Source organism: Polynucleobacter sp. JS-JIR-5-A7 (assembly GCF_018687935.1).
Lineage (GTDB): Bacteria > Pseudomonadota > Gammaproteobacteria > Burkholderiales > Burkholderiaceae > Polynucleobacter.
In genome coordinates this window covers 1,473,452-1,489,430 of record NZ_CP061308.1, presented here as the reverse complement: position 1 = coordinate 1,489,430, position 15,979 = coordinate 1,473,452, and the positions used below count along the sequence as shown (strand labels likewise).

The window sequence follows — 15,979 nt, the reverse complement described above, 5'->3', positions numbered from 1 at the left end:
CGTATTAACTTCAGTTGCCAATTACCACGTAATCCGAGGCATTCTCCAAGGCAGCATCAATTGAGTTGAGGTCAGCGTTAGCTTTGGCACGCTGAGGGTTTCATGAAACGAAAGCACCTTTTCACCCAGCAGTTCAGAATTTAAAACGGAACGCGTATAAAAAGGCGTGTTTTCTAAAACCTGAACTACCTCTAAACCTTTAGAGCTTTGATTGCGCATATGCCCTCGAATACCCCAAATGGTTTTTGGAAGGGCCTGTCTTGGCGGAGGTTCAAAATGATCAATCGTTCCATTAGGATTGAAGGTCAATGCCAATATCTTTTCTTGAGCACTCTTTTCTCGTACATCGTAAATGACAGCAGTTCGACCGCCACTCATCTCTGCTCTGGACCAGTCCCACTCATGAAAAGATTGACTGATAGGCTCATCACCTTCATTTGAGTCTAAATAAGCGTTACCTACCCACTGTAAATCTGGGGAGTTTAAGCGCACCTTGACCCGTGCTGAAGGGGCAAGAGGGCCCCAACGATGTTTGCCAGCAGCATCTAAAGGCGTACTAAAGTTGAATAAGGTATTTGGATAGAGTTCAACCGTACCTGAAACTTTTTGACCAAAAGGCACTGCGCGCTCTTCGATATGAACGATTAATTTTTCTCCATCCCAACGCAGATTACTGGGGCCAATCATAAATTCGGTAGCATTGCGGGAAACTTGTTTTTCTCCTCGCTCAGTCATCGCCCAACGATTTTTTCCTCGGCTATAAATGGCAACATTCAATGAGCAATGATTTTCTGGATTAACAGTGGCATTTCCTCTTCTAGCCCACGCATAGTAAGGTGAAAATACGCTACCAACAAATGCAATCAGGACTATGCCGTGCTTACCGTCATCACTTAGAGCGTCGATGTACCACCAGAGATAAGCGTTCGGCCCGACAGCTTGATCAAACCGAGGTGATCCATCAGTGTTGCGGCCGCCATTCGTCCCGAGAGCGCGGCCATCGGCACTCCCGGACCCGGATGCACGCTGCCACCCGCTAGGTAGAGGCCCGGAATCGGGCTTTGCGCTGAAGCTCGCCCAAAAGTTTCCATCCAACCATGATTGGCTTGGCCGTAAAGGGCTCCCCCCGTTGCCGGAAAGAGCTGGTTGAAAAGGGAGGGCGTTGTACGTTGACATATTGCGCTATCCAAGTCGATGTTGAGACCACATTGTTGCAGAAGACCAAAAGTTTCGTGTTCGCATGCGTCAATTTCTTGAGCATTAAATTCTGATTGATCGCCGTTTGCGGGAGCATTTACCAGGCAAAGTAGCCTTTGAGTATTTGAGGATGATTGATAAACATCACTTTGATCTTGAGCGCAAACGTAGACTGTTGGTTTTACAGGGAGACGTCTCTTGCTAAAAATATCATCAAACTCTGCATGATAATTTTGATTAAAGAACACATTGTGTCGCACCAAAGGGAAGCCATCTGTCTTGGTATTCATCGACCAGGTAATTGCAGAAAGAGATCTCTTAGCAGGTGAAGGGGGAATCATTTTTGAGCTCAGCGCTTTGCTTCCTTCTGAATTGAGTAAGCCAGTTTGCAGTGCTGCAAGATCGCCATTAAAAACGACAGATTCAGTATGCAGAACAGTTCCATCCGTAAGCCTGACACCTGATATGCGACCGTGATCTAACAAGATTTCTTCGCATGCTTGCCCGGTTAAAAATTGCACACCTTTAGCTTCGGCTAATTTGCGAATCGTTTTTACTAATGAATACATGCCACCTTCCAGCGCCCAGACACCCTGTGCTTCAACATCGGCAATCAGCATGAGCGTTGCTGGCGCTTGATAGGGTGAGGATCCACAATAAGTAGCATAGCGACCAAACAACTGACGCAACCTTGGGTCATTGAAATAGTTGCCGAGTGATTTCCAGAGATTATTAAACAAACCAATTTCATATAAGACTTTGGATCCAGACATTCCCAAATCCGAAATCATTCCGGCAAAGTTTGGTCTAGCAGACAGCATATAAGGCTTTTCTAGCGCCTTATACAGTCTGCGACATTGATCGGAAAATTGTAGAAAGCGTTTTGCTTCCGCTGGAGAGGAAAATGCTGCAATGGCTTGCGCAGATTGTTCTACATCAGAAAATAAATCGAGCCTTTCATCTTTACTCCAGGCGTGCCTTGCTAGGATATTTAATTTTTCAAGCTTTAACTCAGACTCTAGTGAGGTGCCTGCCTTTTGAAAGAGGGCATCAAATACCCAGCGCATTGTGAAGACGGTTGGGCCAGAATCAATGAGTGTAGGCTTGAGCAGATCCTGTGAGCAATTCAGTTGTCGAATCTTGCCGCCAACTTGAGATTCTTTTTCAATCAAGATCACCTCAAGCCCAGAAGAGGCGAGGTCGAGTGCGCAGGTCAATCCACCTATGCCCCCACCAATAATGACAACGGGTGCCTTAGCCAAGAGTGCGACCCTTCCAACTACCGAAGGCATCAAAAGGTTGATAGCGTGAAAACATCGATTCTGAAAAGTAGTTACCGCTCATGGATGCGCGGATGGCAGCTTGATGAGCGCCTTGTCTAGCATATTGATCCATCGCTGCTTGCGATTCCCAGATCGTAAAAGTAGCCTGGCGAAAAAAGGGAGCTTCACCAATGCCGGCGGCAATAATGCAGCCAGACGTTTGCTCAAGTGAGCTTTCAGCCGCTGGTTCTTTACTCCAGAACTGCAAACAATTGAGCGGCTTAATAGAGGCTCTGGTAATCGATACGATTGGTCCTGATGTAGGTGCGTCGACAGTAATTTGAGGTACAAAGCCTGACCACTGACCTTTAATTGAATAGGTTTTGAGTTTTACTGAAAAAAATTCTTTAGCGTGCGCCCGATACCATTGAATCAGCCGAGAGGTTTTATAAAATCTTTCGGCGCTAGCGATATCTTTGAAAATGCAAAACAGTGCTTGATGGGTAGCGCTTGGATGAAATGAGAAGCCCCCGTTTCTTCCTGAGCCCATGTGTTTGTAGAACTCTAGTCCTGGCGTTGACCAAAGCCATAGTCTTGCAAACATGAGTCTTAAGATTCCGCTGAATTTTGCTGATGATTGAATGTCTATAAGGACCATCAATGCAACTTGGTTGCCCATTACTGACTTTCTAATCAATATCCTTATTGGAGTCTACTAGACCATACTTTCTGAGTTTGATATAAAGACTTTGTCGAGATAAGCCTAGGATCTCAGAAGCAGAAACACGGTTGTCTTTTGTCAGATCTAAGGCAGCTTTGATGCAGAGTTGCTCAATTAAGTCGGTGGTTTCGGCTAGGATGTCCTTCAAGGGGACTTTTCCAACCAGCATCGACAATTCATCAGAATTTCGTACTAGTTTCTTGTCGATACGCTTATCTTTATTTTGTCTCGAATCTACTTGTCGGAAAATCATACCAATACAAGCGCGTGGCTGGACTACGGATACCGCTGAAATATCTACTAGTTTAAAACCACCACTATTATTGTTAATCGAAGAGACACAAGATTGAGTACTTGCTTTTCCTTTTAAGGACTGCATCATGCGATCAAAATCTGTTGTGTCATGCCCTAGATAATTTTGGATAGTAGTGCCAATCAAGTCTTGTTCGGTCTTAGCATTACTTAATTTAATAAAGGCCTTGTTTGCTTTGAGGATCTGACCTTCCGGAGTGCATACAATAAAACCATACGCATTATTTTCAATGGCCTTAACAGTTAAGGAGTCAGCATCTAATAAGTTGGATGTCTTAGCTAAGTCGGGTTGCGTAAGGTTAAATAATAAGTAGGGTTTTCCGCTATTTATAAAAGAAGTTGCTTTGATCCGAATGACTTGCCCGCCGTTAATGACAGTTTCTAGAGTATTAGGTTCGCCAGTATTTTGAACAGTCTGAAGAAAGGTTTTGACTTTGTTTAATTCTGCTGCAGGTAAGAGCGAAAGAAATGACCTGCCAATGCAATTATTTTTAGCTAGTAGCATTTGCCTAATTGCGTTGCCATTCATCTCGACTATCTGATAAGCATCATCTCCCTTAACGATGATGACCGATTCAGTACCGATTTCAAAGATCGACCGAAAGCGTTCTTCTAGTTGACTTATTTGCAGATAATTTTTGCTAATTTCTTTTTGGGCAGCAACTAAATCTTGTTGCAGCTTGGATGCTTCCGAAAGATCCCTGCCAATAACGATAATTTTTTTATTAGATGATGTTTTGATGGAAGTGCACATCATTGGCAGTACTAAATTTTGATGGTTACCGACCATATTGATTTGTCGAAACTTGGTGATCTTGTCTGAGCTAGCGTCTTCTATCAAGTAGTGCATTTTTTTGACGCTGTCTGGTACAACAATGTCTAACCATTTTTTTCCTATGAGGTCATCTGGGATTTGTTTGGCTAGACTCTGATTATCAGAATAGATGTTGACTATGGTTCCATAATCATCCAAAAGAAGCGAAATATCTGCCGAGGCTTGAGCAATCAGGCTAAGCTCTTTACTGCTCAGGTCTGAAAAGAGTTGCTCTGGATGATGTGAGGCAGGCATATTAATTTAGGCTAGTTCTTTGGGCTAAAAGATCCGACACTGTTTTAATGGCCTCTTCGGCTGTTAGGGCGCAGGCATCTGCAGAGCAAGCTTTTACTAATTCTGGTTTGTAATCAAATAATGGACCGCCCACCATGGTCAGTATCCCCTTATTTTTTGACACCTTCTTTACTTCGTTTAGCAATGCCTCCATAGTATCCCACTGATCTTCACATGAGATAGAAATTGCCAATAAATCATAGGCTTGCAAGTTGATTCGATCCTTTAATTCTGCACTAGAAGTTTCAATTTCGACTGTCGTATTCCAGCCATTCAGCTTGAAAAATTCACCTAATATTAAGATCCCCAGGGTATGTTGCGACCCCGGTGCATTAATCAGAAGGGCGTTACCCTGGTAATGGGCGAGATTGCCTTGACTCATAAAGAGAGGGCTAAGTTGATGAATGAGGTTCTGAGCACGCCCTAGCGCGACCGTCACCTCTGTAAAGCTGTTTTCATCATTTTCCCAAAGATGCTGCAAGCGTCTACAAGACGCTGGAATCAGATTCATATAGAGCGATACAAGGGTATGCCCCGATTTTTGCATCTTATCTATAAAGGAGAAGGAATCCTCTATGGGGCCATCTAACAATATTTGGCAAAAGTCGACAATTTCAACTTGCGTAATATTGATTTCATTAATCTGGCGAATAAATTGATCGTTTGCTGGTTCTAATTTATGCCCCATCAGCAAGCGCGGGATGATCTCTGATTCTATGGTTTTATTCAGCCATAGCTTCATTTCTGCGCTATCCAATTCACTTACATTAGATTGGAACGTTTTTTTCAGTGAATCTGACAAAGCCCATCTCCTAATAGCCTAGTAATGAATACAAAATGAAAGGCTGTAAGTGCTCCCCGAAAAATATGCTGCACTGCAAAATAGAAGGGCGCTATTTCTCTCAAAACTGATCATTTAGTAATGATCCTATTTAGCGCTTTTTTTGAGCAAGTTGCTATAGGGTAAGTACCCCCAATAGGGTTATCCCGAGGACTTTCTTTTTCCAGATACCGTAAACTTTAATTGACACTTTTGTGCTTTAAAAGTGTATTAATAATTGCCTTAAGGTTGTTGCAGAAAATATATCAGACTGTGCATGGAAAAAACATATAAGCCACTTTATACCCCAGAAGAGAGGGTAAGAAGAGACGAAACCAAGTGGACACTTGTCCAAGGTATTTTGGCGCCTATTCAGTTTGTTGTTTTCCTGGTTAGTCTTTACCTCGTCCTGCGTTTTTTATTTACCGGCGAGGGAGAGCATGCCGCCAATATTTCAGTAGTGGTTAAAACATTAACGCTCTACACCATCATGATCACTGGTTGTATTTGGGAGAAGGTTGTTTTTAACTGCTACTTGTTTGCCCCAGCATTTTTCTGGGAAGACGTATTTAGTATGTTGGTGTTGTTGCTTCATACCTTATATCTTGTAGCACTGGGTACTGGTTATCTGGACCCAATTCAACTGATGCTATTGGCTTTGGCAGCCTATGCAACCTATGTGATCAATGCAGGTCAATTTATCTGGAAGCTACGGATGGCTCGCCTAGATCAAGAAAAGAAGACGCGCGAGTCTATGCTTGGCGCGCAGACTATTCAATTACAAGCTGCACAAGCAGCAAGTCTTAGTAGTGCTCAGACAACGTTAACTGGCTTAAGCATTGCAGAGGCAGAAGAATTGCATCGCAACCTTGTGCAAGGAACACAATTTTTTGGATTCATGGCGGTAATAGCGCATCTCTTAGCCTATATCTATTCCCCATGGTTGAAATAATTAAAGGCGATCGTTAGCCATGCTTGAAAATTCTTATACTCAAAAACGTACTCAGCTTCAGGAGTATTTCGACCGCACTGCGGTAGATGCTTGGGTAAAGCTAACGTCGACGGCCAAAGTCAGCGGTATACGCGCTAAGGTACGAGCTGGCCGTGAAGAGATGCGTCATGTCTTGCTAAGCTATTTACCGACTGATTTGTCCGGACAGCGTGTTTTGGATGCTGGCTGCGGTACTGGAGTCTTAGCAGCTGATTTAGCAAAGCGGGGTGCGCATGTAGTCGCTATTGATTTATCGCCTACCTTAGTTGATTTAGCGCGCGAGAGAATTGGTCGTGATGTTGGCTCTGGATCTATTGAGTTCCGTTCTGGAGATATGTTAGATCCCGCCTTGGGTGAGTTTGATCATGTGGTTTGTATGGATTCCATGATTCACTATCACCACTTGGATATTGCTGATGCGATGGCGAAGCTTGCCGAGCGTACGCGAGCCAATATTGCTTTTACATTTGCCCCCAATAATGCCGCTCTGAGTACCTTGTTAACGATTGGTAGTGTATTTCCGAGAAGTGATCGATCACCTTTTATTCAGCCCATTTCGATTGACTCTCTCACCAGAACCTTCAGTCAGCATGATGGTTTAGCAGATTGGGCGCCAGTCAGTACGCAAAAAGTGCAACGCGCTTTTTATTTTTCACAGGCGATGCGCTTAAGTAAAAAGCCAACTGATCAGAATAAAGCGCGATAACAATGAAAATGTTTACTCTGACCTGGCGTGGCAAAGAGTTATTTGAAACTTGGAAGAGAGTGAGTCCAAAGTTCTTACCTTTTGCTGATATCGCCACCAAAGAGTTGCCAATCAGTCGTCTCTTGAGGCTGGCTCTGTTTCAGGTTTCTGTAGGCATGGCAATGGTCATGTTGATTGGCACTCTGAATCGAGTCATGATTATTGAGTTGAAAGTGAGTGCGGCTTTAGTTTCGATTATGGTTGCCTTGCCTCTGCTATTTGCTCCATTCAGAGCACTGGTTGGCTTTAAGAGTGACAGCCATAAGTCTTTTCTGGGTTGGCGCAGAGTGCCCTATATTTGGATTGGTTCCTGGTTGCAATTTGGTGGCTTTGCAATCATGCCTTTCGCACTCATTCTCTTGTCTGGCGATACCACTTGGCCCGCTTGGTTTGCGCAAGGCGCTACCGGGCTTGCTTTTCTATTGGTAGGCGCTGGTATGCAGACCACTCAAACCGCTGGTCTCGCTTTAGCATCTGATCTAGCTGAGCCTCAAGCTAGACCTAGAGTGGTCGCGCTAATGTATATGATGCTGTTGGTTGGTATGGCAGTCAGTAGTGCCATCTTTGGCTATTTGCTGATTGATATCACCCCGATTCTGTTGATTCGGGTGGTACAGGGTGTTGCAGCAACTACCTTGGTGCTCAACTTGATCGCAGCCTGGAAGCAAGAGCCTCGTCAGCCCCATTTAACAGCGCACTCTATCGAAACTCCAAGCTTTAAAGAAACTTGGGCCACTTTTTCACAGCAGGGCAAAGTGATGCGTTTCTTGGTAGCTTTAGGTTTAGGTACAGCCGCATTTAGTATGCAAGACATTATTTTAGAACCCTATGGTGCTGAAGTATTAGGTTTATCGGTTAGTGCTACCACTGTATTAACCAGTCTGACTTCTTTAGGCGCTCTCGTTGCTTTTGGTGTGGCTGCGCGTTATCTAAATCGCTCAATTGATCCCTATCGCCTGGCTTCTATTGGCGCTTTGTTTGGTATTGCGGCATTTAGTTGCGTCATTTTTTCCGAACCATTGCTTTCGCCCACCTTATTTCGTTGCGGCGCATTTTTAATTGGCTTTGGTGGCGGATTATTTTCTGTGAGCACTTTGACTGCCGCCATGAGTTTTGAATCAGGCGGGATGAATGGTTTGGTTTTAGGTGCTTGGGGCGCGGTACACGCTAGCGCATCTGGTATTGCTATTGCAGCTGGCGGCGTCATACGGGATGTGATTTCTAGCCTGGCGACAAATGGCTTCCTAGGTGAGGGTTTGATTTCTACCGCTACAGGCTATAGTTTTGTATATCACATTGAGTTTTATTTGTTGTTTGCTACATTGATTGCAATTGGACCTTTAGTCATTATGAACAAGGAACCTGTGATGAATGTTTCTCAGAAGTTCGGTTTAGATGAATTACCAAGTTAAATAGTGGCACAGTATGTTTTTTCACGATAAGCATTATTGTTAAAAGGGAGAGCAAGATGGCAACCGGAGCAATTACAGAATATGTAGATGTTGCACAATTGGTTCTATATGCATTTTGGGTATTTTTTGCAGGCCTCGTTTATTACCTGACTATAGAAAGTAAGCGTGAAGGTTTTCCGCTAGAGTATGACGTTCGTGGCGAGACCCGACGAGCGGCTGGAATAGCTGGTATGCCGGCACCGAAGACATTTCATACAGAGTACTGGGGCGATGTCACTGTTCCCAAAGATGAGCCTCTGGAAAAAGTAGCCGCTAGACCTTCAAGCTATTTAAATGGTGCGCCTTTAGTGCCAACTGGTAACCCGATGTTAGACGGTGTAGGGCCGGGCGCCTTTACGAAGCGTGCGGATATTCCTGACATGACATCAGAAGGTCAAAAACGTATTTTGCCAGGGCGCTTACTCGGTCAATTTAGCGTAGCCAAGCAGGATAGAAATCCGATTGGTATGCAAGTTAAGGGTGATGATGGTGTGGTAGCTGGCACCGTGAAAGAGCTCTGGATTGATCAGGCTGAAGTCGTGATTCGCTATTTTGAAATTGAAACCTTGCCAGAGTTTGGAGGCAGACGAGTATTACTGCCAATGAATTTTTCTCGTATTGGTAAAGACGCTATCAAGGTGGAATCGATCTTGGGCAATCAGTTTGCTTTAGTGCCAGGCTTAAAGAGTCAAGATCAGATTACGCTCTTAGAAGAAGAAAAGATCATGGCTTACTTTGGCGGCGGTACTCTGTATGCGACCCCAGAGCGCCAAGAACCCCTTATTTAAATCCCATTCAATTGAAAGTATTTTGTGAATCAAAAACCATATGAATCAGCAGAGCATGAGTTCGAGGCAGCCTTAGGGTTGCCCGAACCATTACCTGCTGGCGAAACGATTCTTTGGCAAGGCGCTCCTAGTTGGACTGCTATGGCTAAACATGTATTTCGTCTGCAATGGCTCGCAGTTTATTTTGCAGTCATCGTGGTTTTGCAGGTTTTCTCAGTAGCAGGTAGTGAAGGTGGTTTGTCAGAAGGTTGGAGTAGTGTTGCGCTCGCAGTATTTTTAGCGCTGATTGGTCTGCTGCTAATAGGTCTTTTGGCTTACTGGTCAGCAACTACCACGATGTATACCTTAACCAATCGTCGAATTGTGATGCGAGTGGGTATTGTGTTGACGGTGACCTTTAACCTCCCTTATAAAACGCTGAGAAGTGCTGATTTAAAGTTATATGCAGATGGTACTGGTGATATCCCAATGCAAATTGCTACCGAAGATAAGATTGCTTTCTTCCACCTATGGCCTCACGTGCGGCCTTGGCGTTTAGCAAAACCAGAACCGATGATGCGTTGTATTCCCGAGGCACAGCAGGTTGCAAAATTACTTACTGAAGCCTGGAAGGCATCCACTGGTCTTAGCAAGATAGAGCCTCAAGATATTGCAGTTGAACAAGCGAGAGCACAAACAGCATGAGTGTTACCCAAGGAAAAGATTTTTTATCACCCGTTGCGAAAATGCTGATCGCTGATGTGATCATCATTGTTTTATTGTTGGTATTTATTAATAGTCGCGACTTGAGTCAGGTGCGTGAACCTGATGCATCGCCTCTAAAAGTTTTGCAACTGCGTTTTGAGGATCGTCCTGATGGCTCTATCGCTGTCATCGATTACAAAACTGGTAAGCAAATTGAGGCTGTGCAAGGTGAAGCCGGTTTTGTCAGGGGTACATTGCGCGGTCTTGCACAAGAAAGAAAACGCAGAGGCTTGGATAGTGGACCTCCATTTGAATTAATTTATCGTACAGATGGTCGTTTAACTCTAGCTGATACCGCAACTGGTCGTATGGTAGACCTAGAGTCTTTTGGCCCTACCAATGCTGGAACATTTTTTAGGTTATTTAATGCATCAAATGTAGTAGCAGTAAGTAAGTCATAAATATTTATTGGAGTTGGAAATGAATTTAGATAGCGCAGAAAGCATGTTGCAAAGTCAGATCCCTGTAAAGGGATCAATCAATGACTCCACCAAGATGGCATTAGAAGATGCGGTATTAAGCCCGCGCTTTTATACGACTGACTTTAAAGAGATGGATCGCATTAGCATTGACTCCTTGCGCCCAGAGTGGGATGCATTGATGGCAGAGTATGAGGGCGACAATAATGCGGATCACTTCCAGCGTCCTGCAGATATGGATAAGAATTATTCCAATCTGCATCCCGCCTTATATGATGAGTTTGTTGATTTCTTAATCAGCTCGATTACCTCTGAGTTCTCTGGATGTATTTTGTACGCTGAGATCAAGCGTAAGGTCAGCAATCCAGATATGCGTAACTTGTTCGGCTATATGGCCAGGGATGAAAGCCGCCACGCTGGTTTTATTAATCAGTGGCTGAAGGACTTTAATATTGGTATTGACTTAGGCTTTTTGGCAAAAGCTAAGAAATATACTTACTTCAAGCCGAAGTTTATTTTCTACGCGACCTATCTCTCAGAAAAGATTGGTTATGCCCGTTACATCACGATCTTTAGGGAAATTGAGAGTCGCCCTGAGGTTCGTTTTCATCCGATCTTTTTATGGTTTGAACGTTGGTGTAATGACGAGTTCCGTCATGGCGAATCCTTTGCGTTGATCATGCGTGCTAATCCTAAGTTGCTGCAAGGTGTAAATAAATTATGGATTCGCTTTTTCATCTTGGCAGTCTATGCAACGATGTATGTGCGCGACCATACCCGCATTGAGCTATATAAAGCGATGAAAATTTCTCCAACGGATTACGACAAGAAAGTACTTTTCATCACAAACGAAATTATTAAGCAGGTCTTCCCAATTTCTGTGAATTTAGATGATCCGCGTTTCTATCACTATCTTGAGGAGATGCGAGCCTTGTTTGAGAAGATGGACGCATACAAGAAAGAGGGTGGCTTTATTAATAAAGTGAAGACAGCCATTCTGGGTGCTCGCGCTGGTTTAGTGTTTGCGAAGCTTTACTTCATTCCAGTCCAAGATAACACCTTACCTGCCAACGTTCGGATGGTCCCTACCTGGTAATTTTATGAGCATCGTTTGGCCTATCCTCTACTCGATTTTTATATGGTGGTTCAGCACCGGGATCATTCTGCTCTTAAATCAGCGCCATCCCTCCACCTATAGAAATGCTTTTTGGGTAAGCGGTATGGTGCTAGCTATGGCATTGGTAGGGCTGAAAACAAGTGCCAACTTAGGTACGGTAGCGGGAGCTTATTGTGGTTTTACCTGCGCAATTTTAGTTTGGGGTTGGCAAGAAATCGGTTTCTTATTCGGTTATGTCACTGGCCCTCGTAGAGAGCCTTGTCCTGAAGATTGTCGTGGCTTAAAAAAGATGCACTATGCCTTTCAGACTATTCAGCACCATGAAATTGCTTTGGTAGTTCTAGCAGTGTTAGTAACCATCATGACTTGGGGTGGTGCCAACCAGACAGGCTTTTGGACCTTCATGATTCTTTGGCTCATGAGACAGAGTGCGAAGCTCAATATCTTCTTGGGTGTACTGAACCTGAACGAACGGTTTTTACCGAATCACCTGAAATACATCTTTACTTACTTCACCTGCAAGCCGATGAATCCCTTGTTGCCACTCTCAGTAATTGGTGGTGTGCTGTGCGCTATTCCACTCTGGGAGGTTGCAATTCATCCCAGTAGTACTGATTTTGAAGTAGCTTCCATGTCTCTCACCGGCGCGATTTTATCTTTGGCTGTGTTGGAGCATATTTTGATGGTTGTTCCTTTTTCTAGTGAAGGCTTGTGGAAATGGGGAATGCGATCATAAATACTCTTCCGGTGCAGAGGTATCCTGCGCCCTCGGCCATTCTCGAATTACTGAAGCCGATTACTTGGTTTCCGCCAATGTGGGCTTTTGCCTGCGGTGTGATAGCGACTGGTGTTTCTTTTCAGGGTCGCTGGCATTTATTAATCGCTGGCGTGATCTTGGCAGGCCCTATGGTATGTGCGGCTAGCCAAGCAGTGAATGATTGGTTTGACCGTGAAGTAGATGCCATCAATGAGCCTCAGCGTCCCATTCCTTCAGGTCGCATGCCCGGAACTTGGGGGCTTTATGTCGCTTTCATTTGGACATTGCTATCACTGGCATTGGGCTGGTTTATTAGTCCTTGGGCATTTGTTGCGACACTGCTTGGTCTTTTATTAGCGTGGCTCTACAGCATGCCGCCATTACGTTTTAAACAAAACGGTTGGTTGGGTAATGCCGCTTGCGGAATATCTTATGAAGGCTTAGCTTGGTTTACCGGTTCGGCTGTCATGATGGGTGATGTATTTCCATCGACCCCTTCGATTTTACTTGCCATTCTATATAGCATTGGCGCTCATGGCATTATGACTTTGAATGATTTCAAGGCAGTAGAGGGCGATCGTCGAATGGGCGTTCTATCTCTGCCAGTGCAACTAGGTATCGCAGGCGCCGCTGAAAATGCCTGTTTGATGATGCTGGTTCCACAGTTCGGTGTGCTTGGGCTGCTTTTGATTTGGGGTGCCTTTTGGCAAGCATTCGTGATCTTGCTGCTCATCGCCGGTCAAATCAAGATGATGCATTATTTCTTGCAGGATCCAGTTAAGCGCGCATTATTTTTGAGTGGTTTTGGGGTGCCATTATTTGTTGCAGGAATGATGGTCAGTGCATTTGCAGTAGCAGGGCGATTTGCTATCAGTTAATTCATTGAACCTATGAGCACCGCAAACATTTCTTATCTCAGTTGGCTGCAAATTGCGAGGCTAGGATTGGTGCAAGCCTCTTTAGGCTCCATCGTGGTCTTAACCACCTCTCTCTTAAACCGAGTGATGGTAATTGAACTAGCACTTCCAGCTATTTTGCCTGGAGCACTAGTTGCTCTGCATTACTTGGTTCAATTGGTTCGTCCCCGCATGGGTTTTGGCTCAGATCAGACTCGAAGTGCTTCACCTTGGATACGAGGCGGCATATTGGTTTTAGCAAGTGGCGGCATATTGGCTGCAACTTCAATCATTCTCTTGGAGCAATCTATTATTTTGGGTATTGCGCTAGCGATCGTTGCCTTTGCCATGATTGGTGTTGGTGTGAGTGCTAGCGGTACTGCCTTATTGGTTTTACTTGCCAAACGTGTTGACCCCAAACGCAAAGCAGCTGCAGCAACCTGTGTTTGGCTCATGATGATTTTTGGCTTTGCAATGACTGCCAGCATCAGCGGAAAATTTTTGACGCCATTTTCTTTTGAGCGCTTATTGATGATCTCTTCTACCGTTTCTGTAATAGCAGTTATCGTTACCTTTTTGGCTATTTGGGGTATGGAGACACCAGCAGAGTCAGTTGAAAAACAAGCGATCAATCTAGCCCACGAGGATTTACAAAAACAGAATACCAAGGTTAATTTCCGTGAGGCACTTGCTGAAGTTTGGCAAGAGGGAACCGTACGCTCATTTACCTGGTTTGTCTTCATTTCCATGTTGGCCTATAGCTCACAAGATTTGATCTTAGAGCCATTTGCTGCAGTCGCGTTTGGCTACACCCCTGCTGAAACCACGGCTTTATCAGGTCTTCAAAATGGTGGTGTCTTGGTAGGGATGCTCGCGTTAGCGTTTATTTCCAGCAGAGCAAAGTCCAAGAATTTAACTTCTCTGCGCAATTGGACTATTGGTGGGTGTCTTGCTTCAGCGATTGCCATGATGGGCTTGGTCTTATCTGGACCGGTTGCCAGCAGTCTCTTTTTCAAGACCGCAGTCTTTTTCTTAGGCATCTTTAATGGCGCTTTTTCAATTGCAGCCATTGGTTCAATGATGCAATTTGCCAGCTTAGGCAGTGAAAAGCGTGAAGGGGTTCGCATGGGTATTTGGGGCGCTTCGCAGGCCCTTGCTTTTGGTTTAGGTGGCATCGTCGGGACTGGTCTGAGCGATATAGCTCGGATTGTTTTAGGAAACCCAGCGACTGCCTATGCGTTTGTCTTTTTATTAGAAGCTGTTTTATTTGTTTTGGCTGCGTACTTATCATTTCAGACACGTCCGCACAAACAAACAAACGAGTTGTCAAAGCATTTAGTAGGTGCGTAAGTTTTTCAAGATTAAATGATGTGCTCAATATATGGAGATCAGAATGGGTACTTTAGAAACTTTTGATGTCGTAGTAGTTGGTGGTGGCCCTACTGGAGCTACAGCTGCAAGTGATCTGGCCAAGAAAGGTCGCAAAGTGCTCCTCTTGGATCGCATGGGCCGAATCAAGCCTTGCGGCGGCGCCATACCTCCACGCCTAATTAAGGATTTTGAAATCCCTGATGAGCTCCTTGTAGCCAAGGCCAATTGCGCCAGAATGATTGCGCCGTCAGATAAGGCAGTAGATATGCATATTGAGGGCGGCTTTGTCGGGATGGTCGATCGCGATAAGTTTGATGAATTTTTGCGCGTGCGTGCCGCCAATGATGGTGCCGAGAGAAGAACGGGTATCTTTGAGAAAATCACTCGAGATCAAGATGGAGTCTCAGTCATTCACTATGTTGTGCGCGGCAAGCATGGTGCGCCTGATGAAACCATAGCTGTTCGTGCTAGGGCAGTAATTGGTGCAGATGGAGCTAAATCTGGAGTTGGACGCCAAGCGATTCCAGGCGCTAAGGATGTGGAATATGTCTTTGCCTATCATGAGATAGTGAAGGTTCCTGATAATCCACCAGCTGACTTTGATGGTTCTCGCTGCGATGTTTTTTATCAAGGCGCTTTATCCCCAGACTTTTATGGCTGGATCTTTCCTCATGGCAAAACCATGAGTATTGGAACTGGAACTGCTGATAAAGGCTTCTCTTTGAGAAGTGCAGTAGGTGCACTCAAGAAACAAACTGGTCTTGAGGATGCTGAAATGCTCAGACATGAAGGCGCACCGCTACCAATGAAGCCATTAAAAAAATGGGATAACGGCAGAGATGTTGTCTTGGCAGGAGATGCTGCTGGCGTGGTTGCGCCAGCCTCAGGCGAAGGCATCTATTACGGCATGTATGGCGGCAGAGTCGCTGCTGAGGCTGTTGAAGAGCTACTGGTAACTGGCAATGGCAAGGTGTTAGCAAAAGCTCGCAAGCGTTTCATGAAAGAACACGGTACTGTATTTTTGGTACTCGGAATCATGCAGCGTTTTTGGTACAACAACGATAAACGCCGCGAACGCTTTGTCAAGATGTGTGAAGATAAAGACGTTCAGCGTTTAACATTTGAATCGTATATGAATAAGAAACTTGTTCGCCGTGATCCTTTGGCGCACTTCAAGATTTTCTTAAAAGATACCGCCCATTTATTGGGTTTTGCAAAAGTTTAAAGAGTAGGGTGTTTGTTTGACAGCAGTTTTTAATCAGTTTTGACTACTGAAAGGA

General features: G+C 44.6%; 16 protein-coding genes. 11 read left to right on the top strand and 5 right to left on the bottom strand.

The window, feature by feature from the left end:
- Positions 1-21: 21 nt before the first annotated feature.
- From AOC29_RS07740 to AOC29_RS07720, 5 genes are all read right to left on the bottom strand, one after another.
- A complete protein-coding gene (locus tag AOC29_RS07740; protein WP_251369962.1) occupies positions 22-735 on the bottom strand; it encodes a carotenoid 1,2-hydratase in 714 nt (237 codons plus the stop codon).
- Between the two features lie 158 nt (positions 736-893).
- Positions 894-2,489, bottom strand: coding sequence for a 1-hydroxycarotenoid 3,4-desaturase CrtD (crtD, locus tag AOC29_RS07735; protein WP_215295316.1), 1,596 nt, complete (start codon positions 2,487-2,489; stop codon positions 894-896).
- Positions 2,452-3,138, bottom strand: a complete 687-nt coding sequence (locus AOC29_RS07730; RefSeq protein ID WP_215295314.1) for a spheroidene monooxygenase — start codon at positions 3,136-3,138, stop codon at positions 2,452-2,454. The genes crtD and AOC29_RS07730 overlap by 38 nt, the downstream gene beginning before the upstream one ends.
- Before the next feature lie 10 nt (positions 3,139-3,148).
- On the bottom strand, positions 3,149-4,561 hold the full coding sequence (gene ppsR / locus AOC29_RS07725; RefSeq protein ID WP_215295312.1) for a transcriptional regulator PpsR: 1,413 nt from the start codon (positions 4,559-4,561) through the stop codon (positions 3,149-3,151).
- 1 nt (position 4,562) lies between these two features.
- Positions 4,563-5,402 (bottom strand): B12-binding domain-containing protein, encoded by an 840-nt coding sequence (locus tag AOC29_RS07720; RefSeq protein WP_215295311.1) that lies wholly within the window; start codon positions 5,400-5,402, stop codon positions 4,563-4,565.
- A 295-nt stretch (positions 5,403-5,697) separates the two neighbouring features.
- Between AOC29_RS07720 and bchF the strand changes: the two genes are divergently transcribed.
- Genes bchF through AOC29_RS07660 form a run of 11 tightly spaced genes read left to right on the top strand, consistent with a single transcriptional unit; the run spans position 5,698 to position 15,924 of the window.
- Positions 5,698-6,372: a 2-vinyl bacteriochlorophyllide hydratase gene (bchF, locus tag AOC29_RS07715; RefSeq protein ID WP_251369961.1), complete on the top strand. Its 675-nt coding sequence runs from the start codon at positions 5,698-5,700 to the stop codon at positions 6,370-6,372.
- Positions 6,373-6,391: 19 nt separating this feature from the next.
- Entirely contained in the window at positions 6,392-7,117 is a 726-nt protein-coding gene (bchM, locus tag AOC29_RS07705) for a magnesium protoporphyrin IX methyltransferase (protein ID WP_215295309.1), read from the top strand.
- Between the two features lie 2 nt (positions 7,118-7,119).
- Complete coding sequence (locus AOC29_RS07700; protein ID WP_251369960.1) at positions 7,120-8,568, top strand: BCD family MFS transporter; 1,449 nt, start codon at positions 7,120-7,122, stop codon at positions 8,566-8,568.
- 56 nt (positions 8,569-8,624) lie between these two features.
- Complete coding sequence (gene puhA, locus AOC29_RS07695; protein ID WP_215295307.1) at positions 8,625-9,395, top strand: photosynthetic reaction center subunit H; 771 nt, start codon at positions 8,625-8,627, stop codon at positions 9,393-9,395.
- A 24-nt stretch (positions 9,396-9,419) separates the two neighbouring features.
- Entirely contained in the window at positions 9,420-10,079 is a 660-nt protein-coding gene (gene puhB, locus AOC29_RS07690) for a photosynthetic complex putative assembly protein PuhB (RefSeq protein ID WP_215295305.1), read from the top strand.
- On the top strand, positions 10,076-10,540 hold the full coding sequence (gene puhC, locus AOC29_RS07685; RefSeq protein WP_215295303.1) for a photosynthetic complex assembly protein PuhC: 465 nt from the start codon (positions 10,076-10,078) through the stop codon (positions 10,538-10,540). The genes puhB and puhC overlap by 4 nt, the downstream gene beginning before the upstream one ends.
- Positions 10,541-10,559: 19 nt before the next feature.
- A complete protein-coding gene (gene acsF, locus AOC29_RS07680) occupies positions 10,560-11,654 on the top strand; it encodes a magnesium-protoporphyrin IX monomethyl ester (oxidative) cyclase (RefSeq protein WP_251369959.1) in 1,095 nt (364 codons plus the stop codon).
- Between the two features lie 4 nt (positions 11,655-11,658).
- Positions 11,659-12,411: a putative photosynthetic complex assembly protein PuhE gene (gene puhE / locus AOC29_RS07675; protein ID WP_215295302.1), complete on the top strand. Its 753-nt coding sequence runs from the start codon at positions 11,659-11,661 to the stop codon at positions 12,409-12,411.
- Positions 12,393-13,310 (top strand): chlorophyll synthase ChlG, encoded by a 918-nt coding sequence (gene chlG, locus AOC29_RS07670; protein ID WP_215295300.1) that lies wholly within the window; start codon positions 12,393-12,395, stop codon positions 13,308-13,310. Before puhE ends, chlG begins: the two co-directional genes overlap by 19 nt.
- A gap of 12 nt (positions 13,311-13,322) precedes the next feature.
- Positions 13,323-14,678: a BCD family MFS transporter gene (locus AOC29_RS07665; RefSeq protein ID WP_215295298.1), complete on the top strand. Its 1,356-nt coding sequence runs from the start codon at positions 13,323-13,325 to the stop codon at positions 14,676-14,678.
- Positions 14,679-14,721: 43 nt separating this feature from the next.
- Positions 14,722-15,924, top strand: coding sequence for a geranylgeranyl diphosphate reductase (locus AOC29_RS07660; RefSeq protein ID WP_215295296.1), 1,203 nt, complete (start codon positions 14,722-14,724; stop codon positions 15,922-15,924).
- The last annotated feature ends 55 nt before the right edge of the window (positions 15,925-15,979 follow it).